The organism is Pseudomonas sp. PA15(2017) (assembly GCF_001945395.1).
Taxonomy (GTDB): domain Bacteria; phylum Pseudomonadota; class Gammaproteobacteria; order Pseudomonadales; family Pseudomonadaceae; genus Aquipseudomonas.
The window spans coordinates 21,627-38,564 of record NZ_MSXV01000002.1 but is presented as its reverse complement, the minus strand read 5'-3'; the positions used below and the strand labels follow the sequence as shown (position 1 = coordinate 38,564).

Sequence of the window (16,938 nt, the reverse complement as noted above, 5' to 3'; positions counted from 1 at the left end):
GGTATGAGTCGCCCCGGTATGGACCGCCCCGGCAAGGGCCGCCTGCTCGGCCTGGGCGTGGGCCCCGGCGATCCGGAGCTGATCACCCTCAAAGCCCTGCGTTTGCTGAAATCGGCACCGGTGGTCGGCTATTTCGTGGCCAAGGCCAAGGCCAACGTCGGCCAGGGCGGCAACGCCTTCGGCATCATCGAGGCGCACCTGGAAGACGGCCAGCAGCGCCTGCCACTGGTCTACCCGGTGACCACCGAAAAACTCGAACCGCCACTGACCTACGAAGGCGTGATCAGCGACTTCTACGACACCTGCGCGGTGCAGATCGCCGAACACCTGGACGCCGGTCGCGACGTGGCGGTGATCTGCGAGGGCGACCCGTTCTTCTACGGCTCCTACATGTACCTGCACGACCGCCTGGCCGAGCGCTACGAGGCCGAGGTGATCCCGGGCGTCTGCTCGATGCTGGGCAGCGCCGCGGTGCTCGGCGTGCCGCTGGTGTACCGCAACCAGAGCTTGTCGGTGCTCTCCGGCGTGCTGCCCGAAGACGAGCTGCGCGAGCGCCTGCGTAACGCCGAAGCCGCCGTGGTGATGAAGCTGGGGCGCAACTTCGAGAAGGTGCGCCGCGTGCTGCAGGAACTTGGCCTGCACGACCGCGCCCATTACGTGGAACGCGCGACCATGGCCAACCAGCGCATCGTGCCGCTCGATGACGTCGAGCCGATGGCTTCGCCGTATTTTTCGATGATCGTGGTGCCGGGCATCAAGTGGCGCGGTTGAGCGAACACGACGGTCATGTCGAAGCCCCGACCGCGGGGCGAATCGATGGTGGCTGCCACACCGTTTGCGCGTTGCCCCCTGCGGGGTCGCAGCGCCAACAGGCTCTACTTCACCGCTACATGCAGCGTACCCGCCATGAACAGTGAAACTTCAATGACTTCCTCCCCCGCCCTTGTCATCCTCGGCCCCTCCGCCCTGGCCACCGCCCGGCGCATCCAGGCGCTTTATCCACAGGCAGTGATTCACGGTCTGCGTGATCGGGTCGAGGCCGATGCGGCTTATGACGACTTCGGCGACACCCTGCGCGGCCTGTATCGCAGTGGCACGCCGATCATCGCCCTGTGCGCCGCTGGCATCGTCATTCGCAGCCTGGCGCCGCAGTTGGCCAGCAAGGGCGCCGAGCCGCCGGTACTGGCGGTGGCCGAAGACGGCAGCGCCGTGGTGCCGCTGCTGGGCGGCCTGGGTGGCGTCAACCGCATGGCACGGGAGATCGCTATGCGCCTGCAGGTCAGCGCGGCGATAACCACCAGCGGTGAACTGCGCTTCGGCACCTGCCTGCTCGACCCGCCGAGCGGCTACGTCCTGGCCGATCTGGAACAGGGCAAGCGCTTCGTTTCCGACCTGCTCGGGGGCGAAAACCTGCGCATCGACGGTGATGCACCCTGGCTGGATCAAAGCAAACTGCCGCTGGCCGAGGATGGTCGCCGCACGCTGCACATTACGCCCCTGCAACGCGCCGCCCGGCCCGACGAGTTGCTGATCCACCCGCGCAGCCTGCTGGTGCGTGTCGAGGGCTCGGAAGGTCTGCCGGCGCGTGTCCACCAGTTGCTCGAGCACTCGGGCCTGGCGGCCAAGGCCCTGGCCGCCCTGCTCGCACCGGCAACGCTGATGACCGACAAGGCGCTGGCCAACGCGGCCCGTGAACTGAACGTGGCGCTGCGCTTCATCACGCCCTATACCACGCTGCCGGCGGCCATCGCGCAGCTCGACGGCCTGCAGGTGCTGCAGGCGCAGTCGCCGGACGCCGCCCAGGCCATCGGCCGCCCGCGCGGGCGCCTGAGCGTGATCGGCCTAGGCCCGGGCGCGGCGGAGCACCTGACACCCGCCGTACGCCGTGCCCTGGACGAAGCCCAGGACCTGCTCGGTTACGAAACCTACGTACGCATGGCCGAACCGCTACGCGACGATCAGGTGCGCCATTGCAGCGACAATCGCGAAGAGCTGCAGCGCGCGCGGCATGCCTTCGAGCTGGCCGCCAGCGGCCGCCGCGTGGTGGTTGTTTCCTCTGGCGACCCCGGCGTGTTCGCCATGGCGGCGGCGGTGCTGGAAGCGCTGGAAGAAAGTGCGGCACCCGCCGACTGGCACGCCGTCGAGCTGCAAGTGCTGCCCGGCGTCTCCGCGGCCCTGGCCACCGCTGCCAAGGCCGGCGCACCGCTGGGCCATGATTTCTGCCTGATCTCCCTGTCGGACAACCTCAAGCCCTGGGCGGTGATCGAAAGCCGTCTCGACCACGCCGGCGCCGCCGACCTGGCCATGGCTTTCTACAACCCGATCTCCAAGGCGCGCCCCTGGCAACTCGGCCGCGCCCTGGAAATCGTCCACACCCATCGCACGCCGGACACCGTGGTGGTACTGGGCCGCGACATCGGCCGCCCGGCCGAAGCGCTGCGGGTGGTCAGCCTAGGCGAGCTGACCCCGGAGATGGTCGACATGCGCACCCTGGTGATCATCGGCTCCAGCCAGACCCGGCGCTTGCCCCGTGGCGACGGCGGCGAGTGGGTGTACACGCCGCGCAGTTATCCACAAAACGGCTAATTGCCTATAGCACAAGCTTATCCACAGGTTGCCACCCCAGCGTGCCGACGGCCCACGTTGACCATCACCGCATCGCCTTTACTGAAAATCTTTTGCCCAAACGTCTTATAAATAGAGCAGGCGCAAATCCACCGGAAAGCCTACCCACGGCTTGGTGCGTCAGTGGAAGCCGGTTCTCGTACTTATTGCAGCGCTGCCGCATACTGTCAAACATCGAAAAACTGAATGCTATGGAGAGCTAGGTATGTCTAATCGATCTGGAGTTATGCATATCGGGCCAACTTTTATTGGAGCACAGCCCCTTGCCCAAGATGAGTTTAGCGGGCTTAATCTACGTCTTGTTAATAGTCCTACTGGCAGTTTCCCCCACTTCTTCTTTCAGCTTAGCAGCGACGAGCTATTTGATATTCGGTATGGAGACGACTACGAACGATCTATTGACACAAGTGAAAAAGAATACTTAGAAAAAATCAATAACCTCGTTAGTTCCCTAAAGCGCGAACTTGAGGCTGCCCAAGCGAGTGCCGAACCTCAATCGACCGATAACCTATCTCGGGCGATTATTTCCCACGAAGCCTCGATTAACCAAAAAATCGCTGATCTCGCCGCTCAACAAAGCCAAGCTAATAGTTTTTATCAGTCTGACTTTTCCAGTAAAAGTAGAAGCGACTTCACTGAAAGAATGACTGAATTGGTCATGCAGCAAGGCATCGCGGCTGAGAGTGCGATGGCTATGTGGCACGCCTCACGAGAGGCTGCTTATGACGCACGTTACCTGACTGAGGAAATCAACTCTCTTAACCACCAAGTTGAGAATTTACGCACCCAGCTCGATACCGGTCAGGCAGAAATAGAACCGACGCTAACCACACCTCACGACGATCTTCCGGTTGATCACAGCGGCGGTAACAGTACTGGATTTCACTGGGCACAGGGCGCTATGTCGAGCGAGGTAATAATCGCCATCACCCGGCAAAGCGAAACCCTCCACCAGCATAAAAGTCACCCGCACAGCCCTCACTATATAGCGCCCGGAAGCGATAACTATATCGCGGCGGGAGCGATGAACTTCTTTGTGCCGACGGCCGCAGCACTGCCGGGCCTGATTGCCGATATGACCCGCACCACCCTGAGCCAAGCCGAATACACCGCCATTAAGAACGTTGCTCTTAAAAACACTATAATCGCACAGGTTGCCCTGGCGGGAAGCGCCGTCAGCAACGATATCGATCAGGGCATTTCGCCCTATGTGGCGATGGGTACTCAGGCTGCGATGCTTGCAATGGGCGCCGGGGTGGCTGTCGCTGCTGGGGCACTCGGAATACCTGCCGTGCTAGCGGCGGGCCTATTATTTTCTATTGGGCTTGAGTGGTACGGAGCGCAAGGAAAAATAAACAGCTTCTTATCCAAGACTCTTGGGCTGACTCCCAATATTGTTGACGGGGAGCCTGAGCCCCAAGTGTTAACGGGGTATCAGGTTTATCAAGCCTTGATGCAGATTCAACAAACCCCGCAGGCCTATCCGATCGCCGAACAGATGATTAGTGAGTTTGTAACCGAGGCGAGAACCTCCTTGCTACAAAATGAGCGCTTTTCCATTGAAGCGCAGGTTGATCAGGCAATTAGCAGCGCCGCACCTACAGTCGTCACAATGGCGGAGCAAAGCCTGCTGGCCGACGGGTACCATGAATTTATCGCAACCGGAAAGGAGGCTTACTTATTCAATAGCGCTGGCGCCGAATATAGCAGAATGACAGGCGGTGACGGGCTGAATTGGTTCTTAATCCAAGAAGATTGGCAGCTTGACGGCTGGGACCATACAACACCACAAAATATAGTTACGGGGGGAGCGGGCTACAATGTCTTAGATTTTTCAGCTGTTCAACAAGACGTCCACGTCTTCCTCGAGCGTAATGACTACCTCGATCAACGCCTTCAAGCGCTGAAAAGGGAGTCCATGTCTCCAGCTTTTCTGGACGAAACCATAATTAGAAATAAGCCAGGGCGCGAGTTTCAAGAGCTTGATACCGCCGCTGATTACTATTCATCAGGCATTTATAAAAATATTGATCTTGTTATTGGCTCTTCCCATGATGATTTCCTGGTCGGTCACTGGCTTGGCGGACACACCATGACTGGTGGATATGGTTATGATACCTTTGTGCTTCACGGTGGCAGCAATACTATTAAATTTTACGACAATGACTTTGCAATGCCTGGCGGTGAGGTCATCATAAAATTTGTTCATGGTTTTACGCTGCAGATGGAAGCTAATCATTTTAACAATTATCACTATATACCAGGATTGGGCTTTCGCTCCCAATTTGGGCCAGACAAGCTGGACTTTAGTGCCATGGACGCCAACTTAAATATAGAGGGAAAGCAGGCGTTCGATTATATTGCCAACCAGGCATTCTCTGGCAGTGCCGGCGAGCTCAGGCTCGACATGAGTGCAGCCGATAAATCCACTTACACGCTTCAAGGCGATAGAACGGGGAGTGGTATCGCTGATTTTGAGATTGAATTTCATGCTCTCCCATTTACCGAGATATTTTGGGAGTTTATGAAGCTCGAAGAAAATTTAATCTTATGATTATAAATTAGCCTATCCAGCCGGAATAGCCGGAATAGCCGGAATAGCTTTAGGCTCATCTCGACCACCCAATACTTAGAACCTCACTTATCATTATGCTAAAGCTATATAAAAAACTACTGGACTCTATGATCGATATGCGCAGGGCAAACAATCGTTTTGCGCTGCTTAAGGTTATTTTCCTAATCTATGTCGTTTGGTTAATTTTATACAGTATGCTGGGCGTATATCTAAATGACATAATTAAACTTTATCGTTTGTCTGATGAGGTTTTGTTAGTCCAGCATAATATGCTAATTTTTTTCTTAAACCCCGGCTTAGCAGGGATTGTTGTTGTATTTATTGGCGTGGCCGTGATGCATCTGCTGGTTTACTTAAAACTTACAAATTATTCCTGGACTGTCAATGCGGTGATTCTAACGACTTCCTTTATCGTCACAATCATTTTTCTACTTATTGGCCTATGGGTTAAAGGGCTCTCGAACACCGCGATGGCGTCCGGCAACTACTTGGTTTGCCCCTATGGAGAACAGGGCTACAGCCGAGCGTCGGACCACGGTGGCAACAAGGTGTATCGATTCGCCCTGCTGCCTATGCGTCCAGGTGTGCAATGTCGCTAAACAACTCACCGAGTGAGTATCGTCACCTGATCGGTGTGACGGCTTTGAGCAGCCTGACAAGCACCGGCCCTACCCCTGGCAGCAGCAATTGGTGCACGGGGCACGAGGTTATGCCATAGCGTAGTTCAGCCGACCGCCAGTTGCCGGCGCAGCTCGGCGAGCACCGGGGCGCTGTCCGGGCGCACACCGCGCCACAGGTGGAAGGCTTCCACGGCCTGCTCGACCAGCATGCCGAGGCCGTCGAGAGTACGCGCGGCGCCCTGCTCCGCGGCCCAGCGATTGAACGCCGTGGGGCCGGCGCCGTACATCATGTCGTAGCAACAGGTATGGCCGGGCTGGATCAGGCTGGCGGAGATCGGCGGCAGCTCGCCGGCCAGGCTGGCCGAGGTACCGTTGATGATCAGGTCCACCGGCGCGTCGATCCAGTCGAAGCCGCTGGCTACCACCGGGCCGAGGTCGGCGAACTGGCGGGCCAGTCGTTCGGCCTTTTCCACCGTGCGGTTGGCGATCACCAGGGTTTGCGGCTTCTGCGCCAGGAAGGGTTCGAGAATGCCGCGCACCGCGCCACCGGCGCCGAGCAGCAGGATGCGCTTGCCGCGCAGCTCGATGCCGGCGTTCACGGTCAGGTCGCGCACCAGGCCGGCGCCGTCGGTGTTGTCACCGAGCAGGCTGCCGTCGTCGAGTTTCTTCAGGGTATTCACCGCACCGGCGCGGCGGGCGCGCTCGGTCAGGCTGTCGGCCAGGGCGAATGCCTGCTCCTTGAACGGCACCGTGACGTTGCCGCCCAGGCCCTGAGCGAAGAAAGCGCGGGCATAGCCCTCGAAATCCTCCAGCGGCGCCAGCAGCGCCTCGTAGCTGAGCTGCTGGCCGGTCTGTTCGGCGAACAGCCGGTGGATCAGCGGCGACTTGCTGTGGCCGATGGGGTTGCCAAATACACCGTAGCGATCCATTGAAGTTCCCGCACGTAAAAGCCAAAAGCGACAAGCCTGCAGCTTTTGGCGGCGCGCTTCAAGCCTGCTGCAGGCCGAGCCAGTCGCGGTCGGTCAGGAAATACTCGGTCAGGCGCGCTTCCTCACTGCCCGGTTCCGGCTTCCAGTCATAGCCCCAGCGCACCTGCGGCGGCAGCGACATGAGGATCGACTCGGTACGCCCGCCCGACTGCAGGCCGAACAGCGTGCCGCGGTCGAACACCAGGTTGAACTCCACGTAGCGGCCGCGGCGGTATTCCTGGAACTCGCGCTGCGCCGGGGTGTAGGGCGTGGCCTTGCGGCGCTGGACGATGGGCAGGTAGGCGTCGATATAGGCGTCGCCGATGGCGCGGATGAAGGCGAAGCAGGTGTCGAAACCCCATTCGTTGAGGTCGTCGAAGAACAACCCGCCGATACCCCGTGGCTCGCCGCGGTGCTTGAGGTGAAAGTAGCGGTCGCACCAGCCCTTGTAGCGCGGGTAGACGTCGGCACCGAACGGCGCACAGGCCTGCTCGGCAACGCGGTGCCAGTGCACGCAGTCCTCTTCGCTGCCGTAGTAGGGCGTCAGGTCGAAGCCGCCACCGAACCACCACACCGGCTCCTCGCCTTCCTTCTCGGCGCTGAAGAAGCGCACGTTGGCGTGGGACGTGGGCACGTGCGGGTTGTGCGGGTGGATGACCAGCGACACGCCGACGGCCTGGAAGCCACGACCGGCCAGCTCTGGGCGATGGGCGCTGGCCGACGGCGGCAGGTTTTCGCCGAACACGTGGGAGAAGTTGACGCCGCCCTTTTCGATCACCGCACCGTCACCAATCACCCGCGTACGCCCGCCACCGCCGCCCGGACGCTGCCAGGCGTCTTCGACGAAGCTGGCCTGGCCATCCTCGTCTTGCAGGGCGGCGCAGATACGGTCTTGCAGGTCGAGCAGGTAGGCCATCACGGCCTCGGTCTGGTCACTCACGGGCTTACCCTGGTTGCGGCGAAATCGGCGGCTAGCATAGCACCGGGTATCCGCGCTCCGCAGTTGACGCCGGTCAAGGAGAGGTGCGACGTTCAGCCGCTGAGCAAAATCGCTTCAACCCCGTGGGTAACTCGGGGTCTATTGCACTCACTCTTCAAGCAGGAGCAAGACGATGGCCAAACGCATCCAGTTCAGCCACCACGGTGGCCCCGAGGTACTCGAATACGTCGACTACCAACCCGCCGCTCCCGGCCCGCACGAGGTGCGTGTGCACAACCAGGCCATCGGCCTCAACTTCATCGACACCTATTTCCGCAGCGGCCTGTACGCACCGCCCTCGCTGCCCTCCAGCCTGGGCACAGAAGGCGCCGGCTTCGTCGACGCCATCGGCTCGGAAGTCAAAGGCTTTCAGGTCGGCGACCGTGTGGCCTACGCCACCGGCCCGCTGGGCGGCTACAGCGAGCTACACGTGCTGCCGGCGGACAAGCTGGTCAAGCTGCCCGACGTCATCAGTTTCGAGCAGGCCGCCGCGGTAATGCTCAAGGGCCTGACCGTGCAGTATCTGCTGCGCCAGAGCGCCGACCTGAAGAGCGGCGACATCATCCTGTTCCACGCTGCAGCGGGCGGTGTCGGCTCCTTCGCCTGCCAGTGGGCCAAGGCCTTGGGCGTCAAGCTGATCGGCACCGTCAGCTCGGCGAAGAAGGCCGAGTACGCCAAGCAAAAGGGCGCCTGGGCGACCATTGACTACAGCCACGAGAACGTCGCCCAGCGCGTGCTGGAACTGACCGACGGCAAGAAATGCCCGGTGGTCTACGACGGCGTAGGCAAGGACACCTGGGAAACCTCGCTCGACTGCGTGGCGCCACGCGGCCTGCTGGTCAGCTTCGGCAACGCCTCGGGCGCGGTGACCGGCGTCAACCTGGGCATCCTCGCGCAGAAAGGCTCGCTGTACGTCACCCGCCCGACCCTGGCCAGCTACGCCGACACACCCGAACGCCTGCAGAAGATGGCCGACGAGCTGTTCGGCATGATCGCCAAGGGCAAACTCGACGTGGAAATCACCGGGCGCTACCCGCTCAGCGACGCCGCCACCGCCCAGACGCTGCTCAGCGAGCGCAAGACCACGGGGTCGACGATTCTGTTGCCGTAAGTCGGCGTGCTATTCGCTGCCTTTGCGTTTTCTCTACCGCGAAAGGTGGCGAGCTTTTGTTGGGGATGGCCGGGCGCAGTGGTGGATCGGTGAAGCGTGATCCACCCTACGGTTGCTTTCGTTTTGTAGAGGTTTACCTCTATCGGCCGGAAAGTAGCGGGAGCGGTCGGTCGGCCGCTTTGCTCTTTGGTGCTTCTCATGCCATAAAATTGGCAGGCGACACCAATCGCCCCTTCAGGAGGCCGAGCGAAATCGTTGCGGAGAGGGTTGAGCGGCATGGATGCCGCGAGAGCCGCGATGGGCCAGGGATGGCCCTTCGCGGCGTGCCCTCGGAACAATGATGAAGCGAGGGAACCCCAGCGACGCTGGGGCCGGATGTCGGGGCTAGACCTTTTGGTTTCTTTTGGGGCGATGCCAAAAGAAACCCGCTCGTCAGAGCGGAACCGGACGTATGAGCAACGCGATAATGCTGGCAAACCATAGCTCACGCATCGCATGTAAGACGTAAAGAGCTCGCGGCTAAAGCCACTCCTACGCAACCGCCGAACGGCTGCTCTTGCCTTCAAGCATCAGGCCGGTCTGCGCAAGTCGCCGGTCACCAGATCCCGAATCACACTGGGATTACGCCGCCCGCCCAGGGCGCCTCCCAGCACCGCATCCAGCTGCCGCGGAAAGTACTGCTCGACCCGCAGCCGCGATCGCGCTGCCGGGCGGCCGGCGGGATTGGCCGAGGTCGATACCAGCGGCCCGGTCAGCGCACAGAGCTCGCGCACCCGCGGATGATCGCTGACCCGCAGGGCCACGCTGTCGTGCTGACCGGTGATCCACTGCGGCAGGCGATCCTGGTGCGGCACCAGCCAGGTATTCGGGCCGGGCCAGGTGCTGGCCAGGCGGTCCTGCCAGGCTTCAGGCAGGTCTTCGAGCAGGAAGTCGAACTGGCGAATGGTATCGGCGACCAGAATCAGCCCCTTGTGCACGGGCCGCTCTTTCAGCGCCAAGAGCCGATCCACGGCCATCTCGTCCCACGGGTCGCACCCCAACCCCCAGACCGCCTCGGTCGGGTAGGCGATCACACCACCGGCGCGCACCACACGCGCTGCCTGCTGAACCTGCCAACTGGTGACCATGCATACCTCCGCCGAAAAACACTCGGCGCAGTGTATTACGCCTTGCGGCCCACCCAAAGCCCGGCTTCACAGGCGACCAGGCCGTCGAGCTCCAGCTCGGTCAGTGCCGCCAGCACCTCGGGCAGCGGCCAGCCAGCAGCATGGGCCAGGGCTTCGCTGCTGTGGGGCGCGGCGTACAACAACGCCAGCAAGGGATGGGTGGCAGTTGGCGGTGCGGCGCTGGCCTGCTCGGCCGCGGGCACCTGCTGCCAACCGCGCAGGGCTTCGAGAATATGCTCGATGCTTTCCACCAGCGTGGCACCGTCGCGGATCAACTGGTGGCAGCCCTTGGCACCGGGGTGGTGAATGGAGCCGGGAATCGCGTACACCTCGCGGCCCTGCTCGGCGGCCAGACGTGCGGTGATCAGCGAGCCGCTCGACGGGCTGGCCTCGACCACCAGAACGCCCAGCGAAAGACCCGAAATGATTCTGTTACGGCGAGGGAAGTTGGCGGCCTGGGGCGGACTGTCCAGCGGCAACTCCGACACCAGCGCTCCACCGCGCTCGACGATGTCCCGTGCCAGACGCTTGTGGCGCGCCGGGTACAAGCACTGCAATCCGGTGCCGAGCACCGCCACGGTATGCCCGTCGGCATCCAGGGCGCCCTGGTGAGCGGCCCCATCGATGCCCAGCGCCAGCCCGCTGGTGACCACGAACCCACCACGCGCCAGACTGCGCGCGAAGCTGTGGGCAGTGTCCAGTCCTGGCCGCGAGGCGCGTCGGCTGCCGACCATGGCCAACTGCGGCCGCTCCAGCAGCGCCGGATCGCCCGCCACGAACAGCAGCGGCGGCGCGTCGGAGAGCTCTGCCAGCAGGGCCGGATAACCCGGTTCGTCCCACATCACCAGATGCTGGCTGGGCGCCTGCAACCACTCGAGGGCCAGGCGTGCCCGCTCACGAATCTCGGGGCTGCGCCGCGCTTCGCTGCAGGCCAGCGGCAGGCCGAGCGAACGCCAGGCACTGGCCGGGGCGCTGAGTGCGGCCGACGCACTGTCGAAGGCGCTGAGCAATTTATGGAAGCGCCTGGGCCCCAGTTCCGGTAGGCAATGCAGGCGCAGGCGGGCTTCGAGTTCGGCGGGAGAATGGCAGGTCGACATGGCGGATCATCCTTGATCGAAAGCCCTATCGAATAGCACAAGCCCCGCATCGGCGGGGCTTGCAGGTGTTACGGGTTACGTACCTTGTCCATCACCGCCAGCTGCCTGGAGGCATTGAGGATCATGCCGTAGCTGAGCTTCTCGTAAGTGCGGAACACCATCAGCAGGCCGGCGCGCTCGTCCGGGATCTTCACCGAGTCGCCGGTGACCCGGTCGCGTACGGTTTCGCCAGTCTTGTAAACGGCCAGCACGTTGCCGATCTCCAGGCCGTCGCGGATGCCCTTGTTCAGGGTGACCACGTCGAACTGACCGATCTGGCTCACGCCACGCGGCACGTCGAGGATCAGGCCCTTGATCTCGGTTTTCGGCTCGCTGGGCATGAAGGTCGAATTGATCGCGCGCTCCTCGGTGGGGAACAGGCGGTCGCCGTTGCGCACTTCCTGGGTGGTGCGGGTCAGGTTGACGGTACCTACGCCCCCCTCCTCGGCGACGATTTCACCACCGCCGATGTCATCGGCGTTGATGCCCAGAAACTCCTTGGTCTCGGGGTCGATGTAGGTCTTGCCCTGGCGGAAGATGCCGTACACCGGCGCGGCCGGGTCGAAGCTGCCGCGGGCATAGACGCGGTCGCCAGCGCCGCTGACCACGCGCTCGGCGTTGCCGGCGACGATGTACGGAGCGCCCTGGAACTGTTCCGGGGAGTCAACGATGCGGTTCTTGAGCAGGAAGCTGTTGATCGCCTCCAGCGGGATGGTCGGGATGGCTTCGGCCATCGGCGTGCTGCGCACCTTCGGCGACAGCTTGATGGTGCCCCGCGATTCACCGCGGCCCAGCATCAGGCGGGGCTGACCGTCGATGTAGACCAGGCTGAGCACATCGCCAGGGTAGATCAGGTGCGGGTTCTGGACCTGCGGGTTGGCGTGCCAGATCTCCGGCCACTTCCAGGGCTGGCGCAGAAACTTGCCAGAGATATCCCACAGGGTATCGCCCTTCACGACCGTATAGCGGTCGGGGTGGCCCTCCTTGAGCTGCACCTCGGCCATCCCGGTCTGCGCCAGGCTGCTCGCGCCGACCAGCAGCAGGGCGAGTAGTGATTTCCTCATGCGGTGAATCCCTTTATGATGTGCCTTCGCGTGAAGCGCCCTAGCGCTGCGACAGAGCCCAGTAAATCCGCGGCTTGACGCCGTTTTTTGAATGCTTGCGTCATCTTAGCAGCGGATTTTGAATTTATTCCACAAGTGCATCACAAACGCATTATGGCGATTTTAAACATTCTCGAATTTCCCGATCCGCGCCTGCGCACCATCGCCAAGCCGGTGGATGTGGTCGACGACGCCCTGCGTCAACTGATCGACGACATGTTCGAAACCATGTACGACGCTCCCGGTATCGGCCTCGCCGCCACCCAGGTGAATGTGCACAAGCGCGTGGTGGTGATGGATCTGTCCGAAGACAAGAGCGAGCCGCTGGTCTTCATCAACCCCACCTTCGAGTCGCTGACCGAGGAGATGGATCAGTACCAGGAGGGCTGTCTGTCGGTGCCCGGTTTCTATGAAAACGTGGACCGCCCGCAGAAGGTGAAGATCAACGCCCTGGATCGCGACGGCAAGCCGTTCGAGATGATCGCCGAGGGCCTGCTCGCCGTGTGCATCCAGCACGAGTGCGACCACCTTAATGGCAAGCTGTTCGTCGACTACCTGTCCACGCTCAAGCGCGACCGCATCAAGAAGAAGCTGGAAAAGCAGCACCGCCAGCAGGCCTGATCGGGCCTCCAACAAAGGCTTGCCGCGGCAAGCCTTTTGTTTTTCCAGCACCCAGTCAAAGCGAGACCCCATGACCGAAGCTCTGCGTATCGTATTCGCCGGCACCCCGGAATTCGCCGCCGCCCACCTCAAGGCGCTGCTCGGCACCGACCACCAGATCGTCGCCGTGTACACCCAGCCGGATCGCCCGGCCGGCCGTGGCCAGAAGCTGATGCCCAGTCCGGTCAAACAGCTCGCCCTGGAAAACGCCATTGCCGTCTTGCAGCCGCCGAGTCTCAAGGATGCCGCTGCGCAAGCCGAGCTGGCCGCGCTGCAGCCGGATCTGCTGGTGGTGGTCGCCTACGGCCTGATCCTGCCCCAGGCGGTGCTGGATATTCCGCGCTTCGGCTGTATCAACAGCCATGCCTCGCTGCTGCCGCGCTGGCGCGGTGCGGCGCCGATCCAGCGTGCCGTGCAGGCCGGCGATGCCGAGAGCGGCGTGACCGTGATGCAGATGGAAGCCGGCCTGGACAGCGGGCCGATGCTGCTCAAGGTGCGCACCCCGATCACTGCCCAAGACACCGGCGGCAGTCTCCACGACCGCCTGGCCGAGCTCGGCCCGCCGGCGGTGATCGAGGCCATCGCGGGCCTGGCCAGCGGCACCCTGATGGGCGAAGTGCAGGACGATGCCCAGGCCAACTACGCCCACAAGCTGAACAAGGATGAAGCGCGCATCGACTGGAGCCGCCCGGCCATCGATCTGGAGCGGCTGATCCGCGCCTTCAACCCCTGGCCGATCTGCCACAGCACGCTCAACGAGGCGCCGCTCAAGGTGCTGGCCGGGCGTATCGGTGAAGGCCAGGGCCAGCCCGGGGAAATTCTCGCCGCCAGCAAGGACGGCCTGACCGTCGCCTGTGGCAGCGGCGCCCTGCTGCTCACCCGCCTGCAATTGCCCGGCGGCAAGGCACTGAACTTCAGCGACCTGTTCAACAGCCGCCGCGAGCAGTTCGCCGTCGGCACGGTGCTGGCATGAACCCCAGGCTGGCCGCGGCCCGCGCCCTGGCCGCGGTGCTCGAAGGCAAGGCCTCGCTGGGCACCAGCCTGCCGCCGCTGCTCGACAAGGTCGAGGCCCGCGACCGCGGCCTCGCCCAGGATCTGGCCTTTGGTGCGGCACGCTGGCAACCACGCCTCGAGCTGATCGCTGGCAAGCTGTTGCGCAAGCCCTTCAAGGAAGGCGACCGCGACCTCGAGGCCCTGCTGCTGGTCGGCCTCTATCAGCTGTTCTACACGCGCATCCCCGCCCACGCGGCAATTGGCGAGACGGTCGGCTGCGTCGACAAGCTGAAGAAGACCTCGGCCAAGGGCCTGCTCAACGCCGTACTGCGCAACGCCCAGCGTGAGGGCGACAGCCTGATCCAGGCGCTGGATCGCGACCCGGTGCTGCACAGCGCCCATCCGCGCTGGCTGCAGAAGCAGCTCAAGGCCTTCTGGCCGGAGCATTGGCAGGCCATCTGCGCCGCCAACAATGCCCACCCGCCGTTGATCCTGCGGGTCAACCGCCGCCACGGCAGCCGCGATGACTACCTGGCGCGGCTGCGCCAGGTCGATTTCGAAGCCGAGCCCTGCACCTTCAGCCGTGACGGCATCCGCCTCTTGCAGGCCTGCGACGTCACCCTGCTGCCCGGCTTCGCCGAGGGCCACGTCAGCGTGCAGGACGAGGCCGCGCAACTGGCCGCCGACCTGCTGCAACTGGCGCCCGGCCAGCGCGTGCTGGATGCCTGCGCAGCGCCCGGTGGCAAGACCTGCCATGTGCTGGAAGCCGAACCGGCACTGAGCGAAGTGGTGGCCGTGGACTTGGAGGCCAAGCGCCTGCTGCGCGTGCGCGAGAACCTCGACCGCTTGGGCCTGGATGCCCAACTGATCGCCGCCGATGGCCGCGACACGGCCGCCTGGTGGGACGGCAAGCCGTTCCAGCGCATCCTGCTCGATGCGCCCTGCTCGGCCACCGGCGTGATCCGCCGCCACCCGGACATCAAGCTGACCCGCAAGGCCGATGACATTCCGGCGCTGGCCACGCTGCAGGGCGAGCTGCTCGACGCGATGTGGCCGACCCTGGAGGTCGGCGGCATCCTGCTGTACGCCACCTGCTCGACGCTGCCGACGGAAAACACCGAGGTCATCGAGGCCTTTCTGGCGCGCACGCCCGGCGCCCGCGAGCTGGACATCGCCGGCCCGTTCGGCCTCAAGCAGCCCCATGGCCGGCAGTTGCTCGCCCAGCAGGACGGCCATGATGGTTTCTACTATGCCAAGCTGATCAAGATCGCAGCCGCTGGAGCAACCCGATGAAGATCATCATCCTCGGCGCCGGCCAGGTCGGCGGTACCCTGGCCGAGCACCTGGCCAGCGAGGCCAACGACATCACCGTGGTGGATACCGACGGTGATCGCCTGCGCGCCCTCGGGGATCGCCTCGACATCCGCACCGTACAGGGCAAGGGCTCGTTTCCCACCGTGCTGCGCCAGGCCGGCGCCGACGATGCCGACATGCTGGTGGCGGTGACCAACAGCGACGAAGTCAACATGATCGCCTGCCAGGTCGCCTACACCCTGTTCCATACGCCAACGCGCATCGCGCGGGTACGCGAGGCAGCCTACCTGACCCGCGAGGCGCTGTTCGACAACGAAGCCATCCCGGTCGACGTGCTGATCAGCCCCGAGCAGGTGGTGACCAACTACATCAAGCGCCTGATCGAATACCCCGGTGCGCTGCAGGTGATCGACTTCGCCGAGGGCAAGGCCCAGCTGGTCGGCGTCAAGGCGTACTACGGCGGCCCGCTGGTCGGTCAGCAGCTCAAGCAGATCCGCCAGCACATGCCCAAGGTCGACACCCGGGTGGCGGCGATCTTCCGCCGTGACCGGGCAATCATGCCCCAGGGCGATACGGTGATCGAAGCCGACGACGAAGTGTTCTTCATCGCCGCCAAGGCCGACATCCGCGCGGTGATGAGCGAAATGCGCCGCGTCGAGAACGAATACAAGCGGGTGGTGATCGCTGGCGGCGGGCATATCGGCGAGCGCCTGGCCGAAGCCATCGAGAGCCGCTATCAGGTGAAGATCATCGAGATGAACCCGGCGCGCTGCCGCTACCTCTCGGAAAACCTGGAAAGCACCATCGTGCTGCAGGGCAGCTCGTCGGACCGCGACCTGCTGGTGGAAGAGAACATCAAGGACGCCGACATCTTCCTGGCCCTGACCAACGACGACGAAGCCAACATCATGTCGTCGCTGCTGGCCAAGCGTCTGGGCGCGCGCAAGGTGATGACGCTGATCAACAACCCGGCCTACGTCGACCTGATCCAGGGCGGCGAAATCGACATCGCCATCAGCCCGCAGCTGGCCACCATCGGCAGCCTGCTGACCCACGTACGCCGCGGTGACATCGAAAGCGTGCATTCACTGCGCCGGGGCGCTGCCGAAGCCATCGAGGCCATCGCCCACGGCGATGCGCGCTCGAGCAAGGTGGTCGGCAAGGCGATCAAGGACATCTCGTTGCCGCCGGGCACCACCATCGGCGCGATCATCCGCGACGAGGAAGTGCTGATCGCCCACGACGTGACGGTGATCGAGTCCGGCGACCACGTGATCCTGTTCCTGATGGACAAGAAGCACATCCGCGATGTGGAACGGCTGTTCCAGGTCGGCCTGACCTTCTTCTAGGGGAGCCTTTCATGACCACCGACGCACTGGAAAAGATGCTGGCCAAGGGTGTGGATAACTCACTGCTGCGCTTCGGCCTGGGCAAGGGTTATCTGGATGCCGGCGATGCCAGCAAGGCTGCCGAACACCTGCAACGCTGCGTCGAACACGACCCGCAGTATTCGGCGGCGTGGAAGCTGCTCGGCAAGGCCCTTCAATCTGCCGGTAACCCGGACGCTGCCCGCAACGCCTGGCAGAGCGGCCTTCAGGCGGCGCAGGCCAAGGGTGACAAGCAGGCGGAAAAGGAAATGTCGGTATTTCTGCGTAAGCTGGATAAAGCCGCTCAATAAGCCGTAGTCC

At 62.9% G+C, this 16,938-nt stretch carries 15 protein-coding genes; 10 read left to right on the top strand and 5 right to left on the bottom strand.

The window, feature by feature from the left end; genetic code table 11:
* Positions 1-18 precede the first annotated feature (18 nt).
* From BVH03_RS00525 to BVH03_RS00510, 4 genes are all read left to right on the top strand, one after another.
* Positions 19-771 (top strand): precorrin-2 C(20)-methyltransferase, encoded by a 753-nt coding sequence (locus tag BVH03_RS00525; RefSeq protein WP_075959495.1) that lies wholly within the window; start codon positions 19-21, stop codon positions 769-771.
* Between the two features lie 153 nt (positions 772-924).
* Entirely contained in the window at positions 925-2,586 is a 1,662-nt protein-coding gene (gene cobJ, locus BVH03_RS00520) for a precorrin-3B C(17)-methyltransferase (RefSeq protein ID WP_075959365.1), read from the top strand.
* Between the two features lie 244 nt (positions 2,587-2,830).
* A complete protein-coding gene (locus BVH03_RS00515; protein WP_143485876.1) occupies positions 2,831-5,179 on the top strand; it encodes a hypothetical protein in 2,349 nt (782 codons plus the stop codon).
* Positions 5,180-5,307: 128 nt separating this feature from the next.
* A complete protein-coding gene (locus BVH03_RS00510; RefSeq protein ID WP_143485875.1) occupies positions 5,308-5,799 on the top strand; it encodes a hypothetical protein in 492 nt (163 codons plus the stop codon).
* Positions 5,800-5,924: 125 nt separating this feature from the next.
* Here BVH03_RS00510 and aroE read toward each other — a convergent pair whose 3' ends face one another.
* Both aroE and hemF read right to left on the bottom strand, forming a co-directional pair.
* Complete coding sequence (aroE, locus tag BVH03_RS00505) at positions 5,925-6,749, bottom strand: shikimate dehydrogenase (protein ID WP_075959362.1); 825 nt, start codon at positions 6,747-6,749, stop codon at positions 5,925-5,927.
* 58 nt (positions 6,750-6,807) lie between these two features.
* Positions 6,808-7,704: an oxygen-dependent coproporphyrinogen oxidase gene (gene hemF / locus BVH03_RS00500; protein ID WP_371915325.1), complete on the bottom strand. Its 897-nt coding sequence runs from the start codon at positions 7,702-7,704 to the stop codon at positions 6,808-6,810.
* Between the two features lie 196 nt (positions 7,705-7,900).
* On the opposite strand from hemF, the gene BVH03_RS00495 reads away from it, so the two are divergent.
* A complete protein-coding gene (locus BVH03_RS00495; protein ID WP_075959360.1) occupies positions 7,901-8,878 on the top strand; it encodes an NADPH:quinone reductase in 978 nt (325 codons plus the stop codon).
* A 569-nt stretch (positions 8,879-9,447) separates the two neighbouring features.
* Here the strand turns inward: BVH03_RS00495 and BVH03_RS00490 are convergent.
* From BVH03_RS00490 to BVH03_RS00480, 3 genes are all read right to left on the bottom strand, one after another.
* Entirely contained in the window at positions 9,448-10,005 is a 558-nt protein-coding gene (locus tag BVH03_RS00490; RefSeq protein ID WP_075959359.1) for an L-threonylcarbamoyladenylate synthase, read from the bottom strand.
* 35 nt (positions 10,006-10,040) lie between these two features.
* Complete coding sequence (dprA, locus tag BVH03_RS00485; RefSeq protein ID WP_075959358.1) at positions 10,041-11,141, bottom strand: DNA-processing protein DprA; 1,101 nt, start codon at positions 11,139-11,141, stop codon at positions 10,041-10,043.
* A 68-nt stretch (positions 11,142-11,209) separates the two neighbouring features.
* Positions 11,210-12,244: a LysM peptidoglycan-binding domain-containing protein gene (locus tag BVH03_RS00480; protein ID WP_075959357.1), complete on the bottom strand. Its 1,035-nt coding sequence runs from the start codon at positions 12,242-12,244 to the stop codon at positions 11,210-11,212.
* Between the two features lie 153 nt (positions 12,245-12,397).
* Between BVH03_RS00480 and def the strand changes: the two genes are divergently transcribed.
* The 5 genes from def to BVH03_RS00455 all read left to right on the top strand — a co-directional run bounded on the left by def (position 12,398) and on the right by BVH03_RS00455 (position 16,928).
* Complete coding sequence (gene def, locus BVH03_RS00475) at positions 12,398-12,904, top strand: peptide deformylase (RefSeq protein WP_027904102.1); 507 nt, start codon at positions 12,398-12,400, stop codon at positions 12,902-12,904.
* Positions 12,905-12,974: 70 nt separating this feature from the next.
* Positions 12,975-13,916, top strand: coding sequence for a methionyl-tRNA formyltransferase (gene fmt / locus BVH03_RS00470; RefSeq protein ID WP_075959356.1), 942 nt, complete (start codon positions 12,975-12,977; stop codon positions 13,914-13,916).
* Positions 13,913-15,229 (top strand): 16S rRNA (cytosine(967)-C(5))-methyltransferase RsmB, encoded by a 1,317-nt coding sequence (gene rsmB, locus BVH03_RS00465; RefSeq protein ID WP_075959355.1) that lies wholly within the window; start codon positions 13,913-13,915, stop codon positions 15,227-15,229. The genes fmt and rsmB overlap by 4 nt, the downstream gene beginning before the upstream one ends.
* Positions 15,226-16,599, top strand: a complete 1,374-nt coding sequence (trkA, locus tag BVH03_RS00460; RefSeq protein ID WP_013789171.1) for a Trk system potassium transporter TrkA — start codon at positions 15,226-15,228, stop codon at positions 16,597-16,599. The genes rsmB and trkA overlap by 4 nt, the downstream gene beginning before the upstream one ends.
* 11 nt (positions 16,600-16,610) lie before the next feature.
* A complete protein-coding gene (locus tag BVH03_RS00455; RefSeq protein WP_075959354.1) occupies positions 16,611-16,928 on the top strand; it encodes a lipopolysaccharide assembly protein LapB in 318 nt (105 codons plus the stop codon).
* Positions 16,929-16,938: the final 10 nt, after the last annotated feature.

Excerpts from the sequence above, each read along its gene's own strand:
- cobJ (WP_075959365.1), top strand. The coding sequence starts at position 925 with ATGACTTCCTCCCCCGCCCTTGTCATCCTCGGCCCCTCCGCCCTGGCC.
- trkA (WP_013789171.1), top strand. The coding sequence starts at position 15,226 with ATGAAGATCATCATCCTCGGCGCCGGCCAGGTCGGCGGTACCCTGGCC.
- BVH03_RS00525 (WP_075959495.1), top strand. The coding sequence starts at position 19 with ATGGACCGCCCCGGCAAGGGCCGCCTGCTCGGCCTGGGCGTGGGCCCC.
- BVH03_RS00515 (WP_143485876.1), top strand. The coding sequence starts at position 2,831 with ATGTCTAATCGATCTGGAGTTATGCATATCGGGCCAACTTTTATTGGA.
- rsmB (WP_075959355.1), top strand. The coding sequence starts at position 13,913 with ATGAACCCCAGGCTGGCCGCGGCCCGCGCCCTGGCCGCGGTGCTCGAA.
- dprA (WP_075959358.1), bottom strand. The coding sequence starts at position 11,141 with ATGTCGACCTGCCATTCTCCCGCCGAACTCGAAGCCCGCCTGCGCCTG.
- def (WP_027904102.1), top strand. The coding sequence starts at position 12,398 with ATGGCGATTTTAAACATTCTCGAATTTCCCGATCCGCGCCTGCGCACC.
- fmt (WP_075959356.1), top strand. The coding sequence starts at position 12,975 with ATGACCGAAGCTCTGCGTATCGTATTCGCCGGCACCCCGGAATTCGCC.
- BVH03_RS00510 (WP_143485875.1), top strand. The coding sequence starts at position 5,308 with ATGATCGATATGCGCAGGGCAAACAATCGTTTTGCGCTGCTTAAGGTT.
- BVH03_RS00480 (WP_075959357.1), bottom strand. The coding sequence starts at position 12,244 with ATGAGGAAATCACTACTCGCCCTGCTGCTGGTCGGCGCGAGCAGCCTG.
- aroE (WP_075959362.1), bottom strand. The coding sequence starts at position 6,749 with ATGGATCGCTACGGTGTATTTGGCAACCCCATCGGCCACAGCAAGTCG.
- BVH03_RS00490 (WP_075959359.1), bottom strand. The coding sequence starts at position 10,005 with ATGGTCACCAGTTGGCAGGTTCAGCAGGCAGCGCGTGTGGTGCGCGCC.
- hemF (WP_371915325.1), bottom strand. The coding sequence starts at position 7,704 with ATGGCCTACCTGCTCGACCTGCAAGACCGTATCTGCGCCGCCCTGCAA.
- BVH03_RS00495 (WP_075959360.1), top strand. The coding sequence starts at position 7,901 with ATGGCCAAACGCATCCAGTTCAGCCACCACGGTGGCCCCGAGGTACTC.
- BVH03_RS00455 (WP_075959354.1), top strand. The coding sequence starts at position 16,611 with ATGACCACCGACGCACTGGAAAAGATGCTGGCCAAGGGTGTGGATAAC.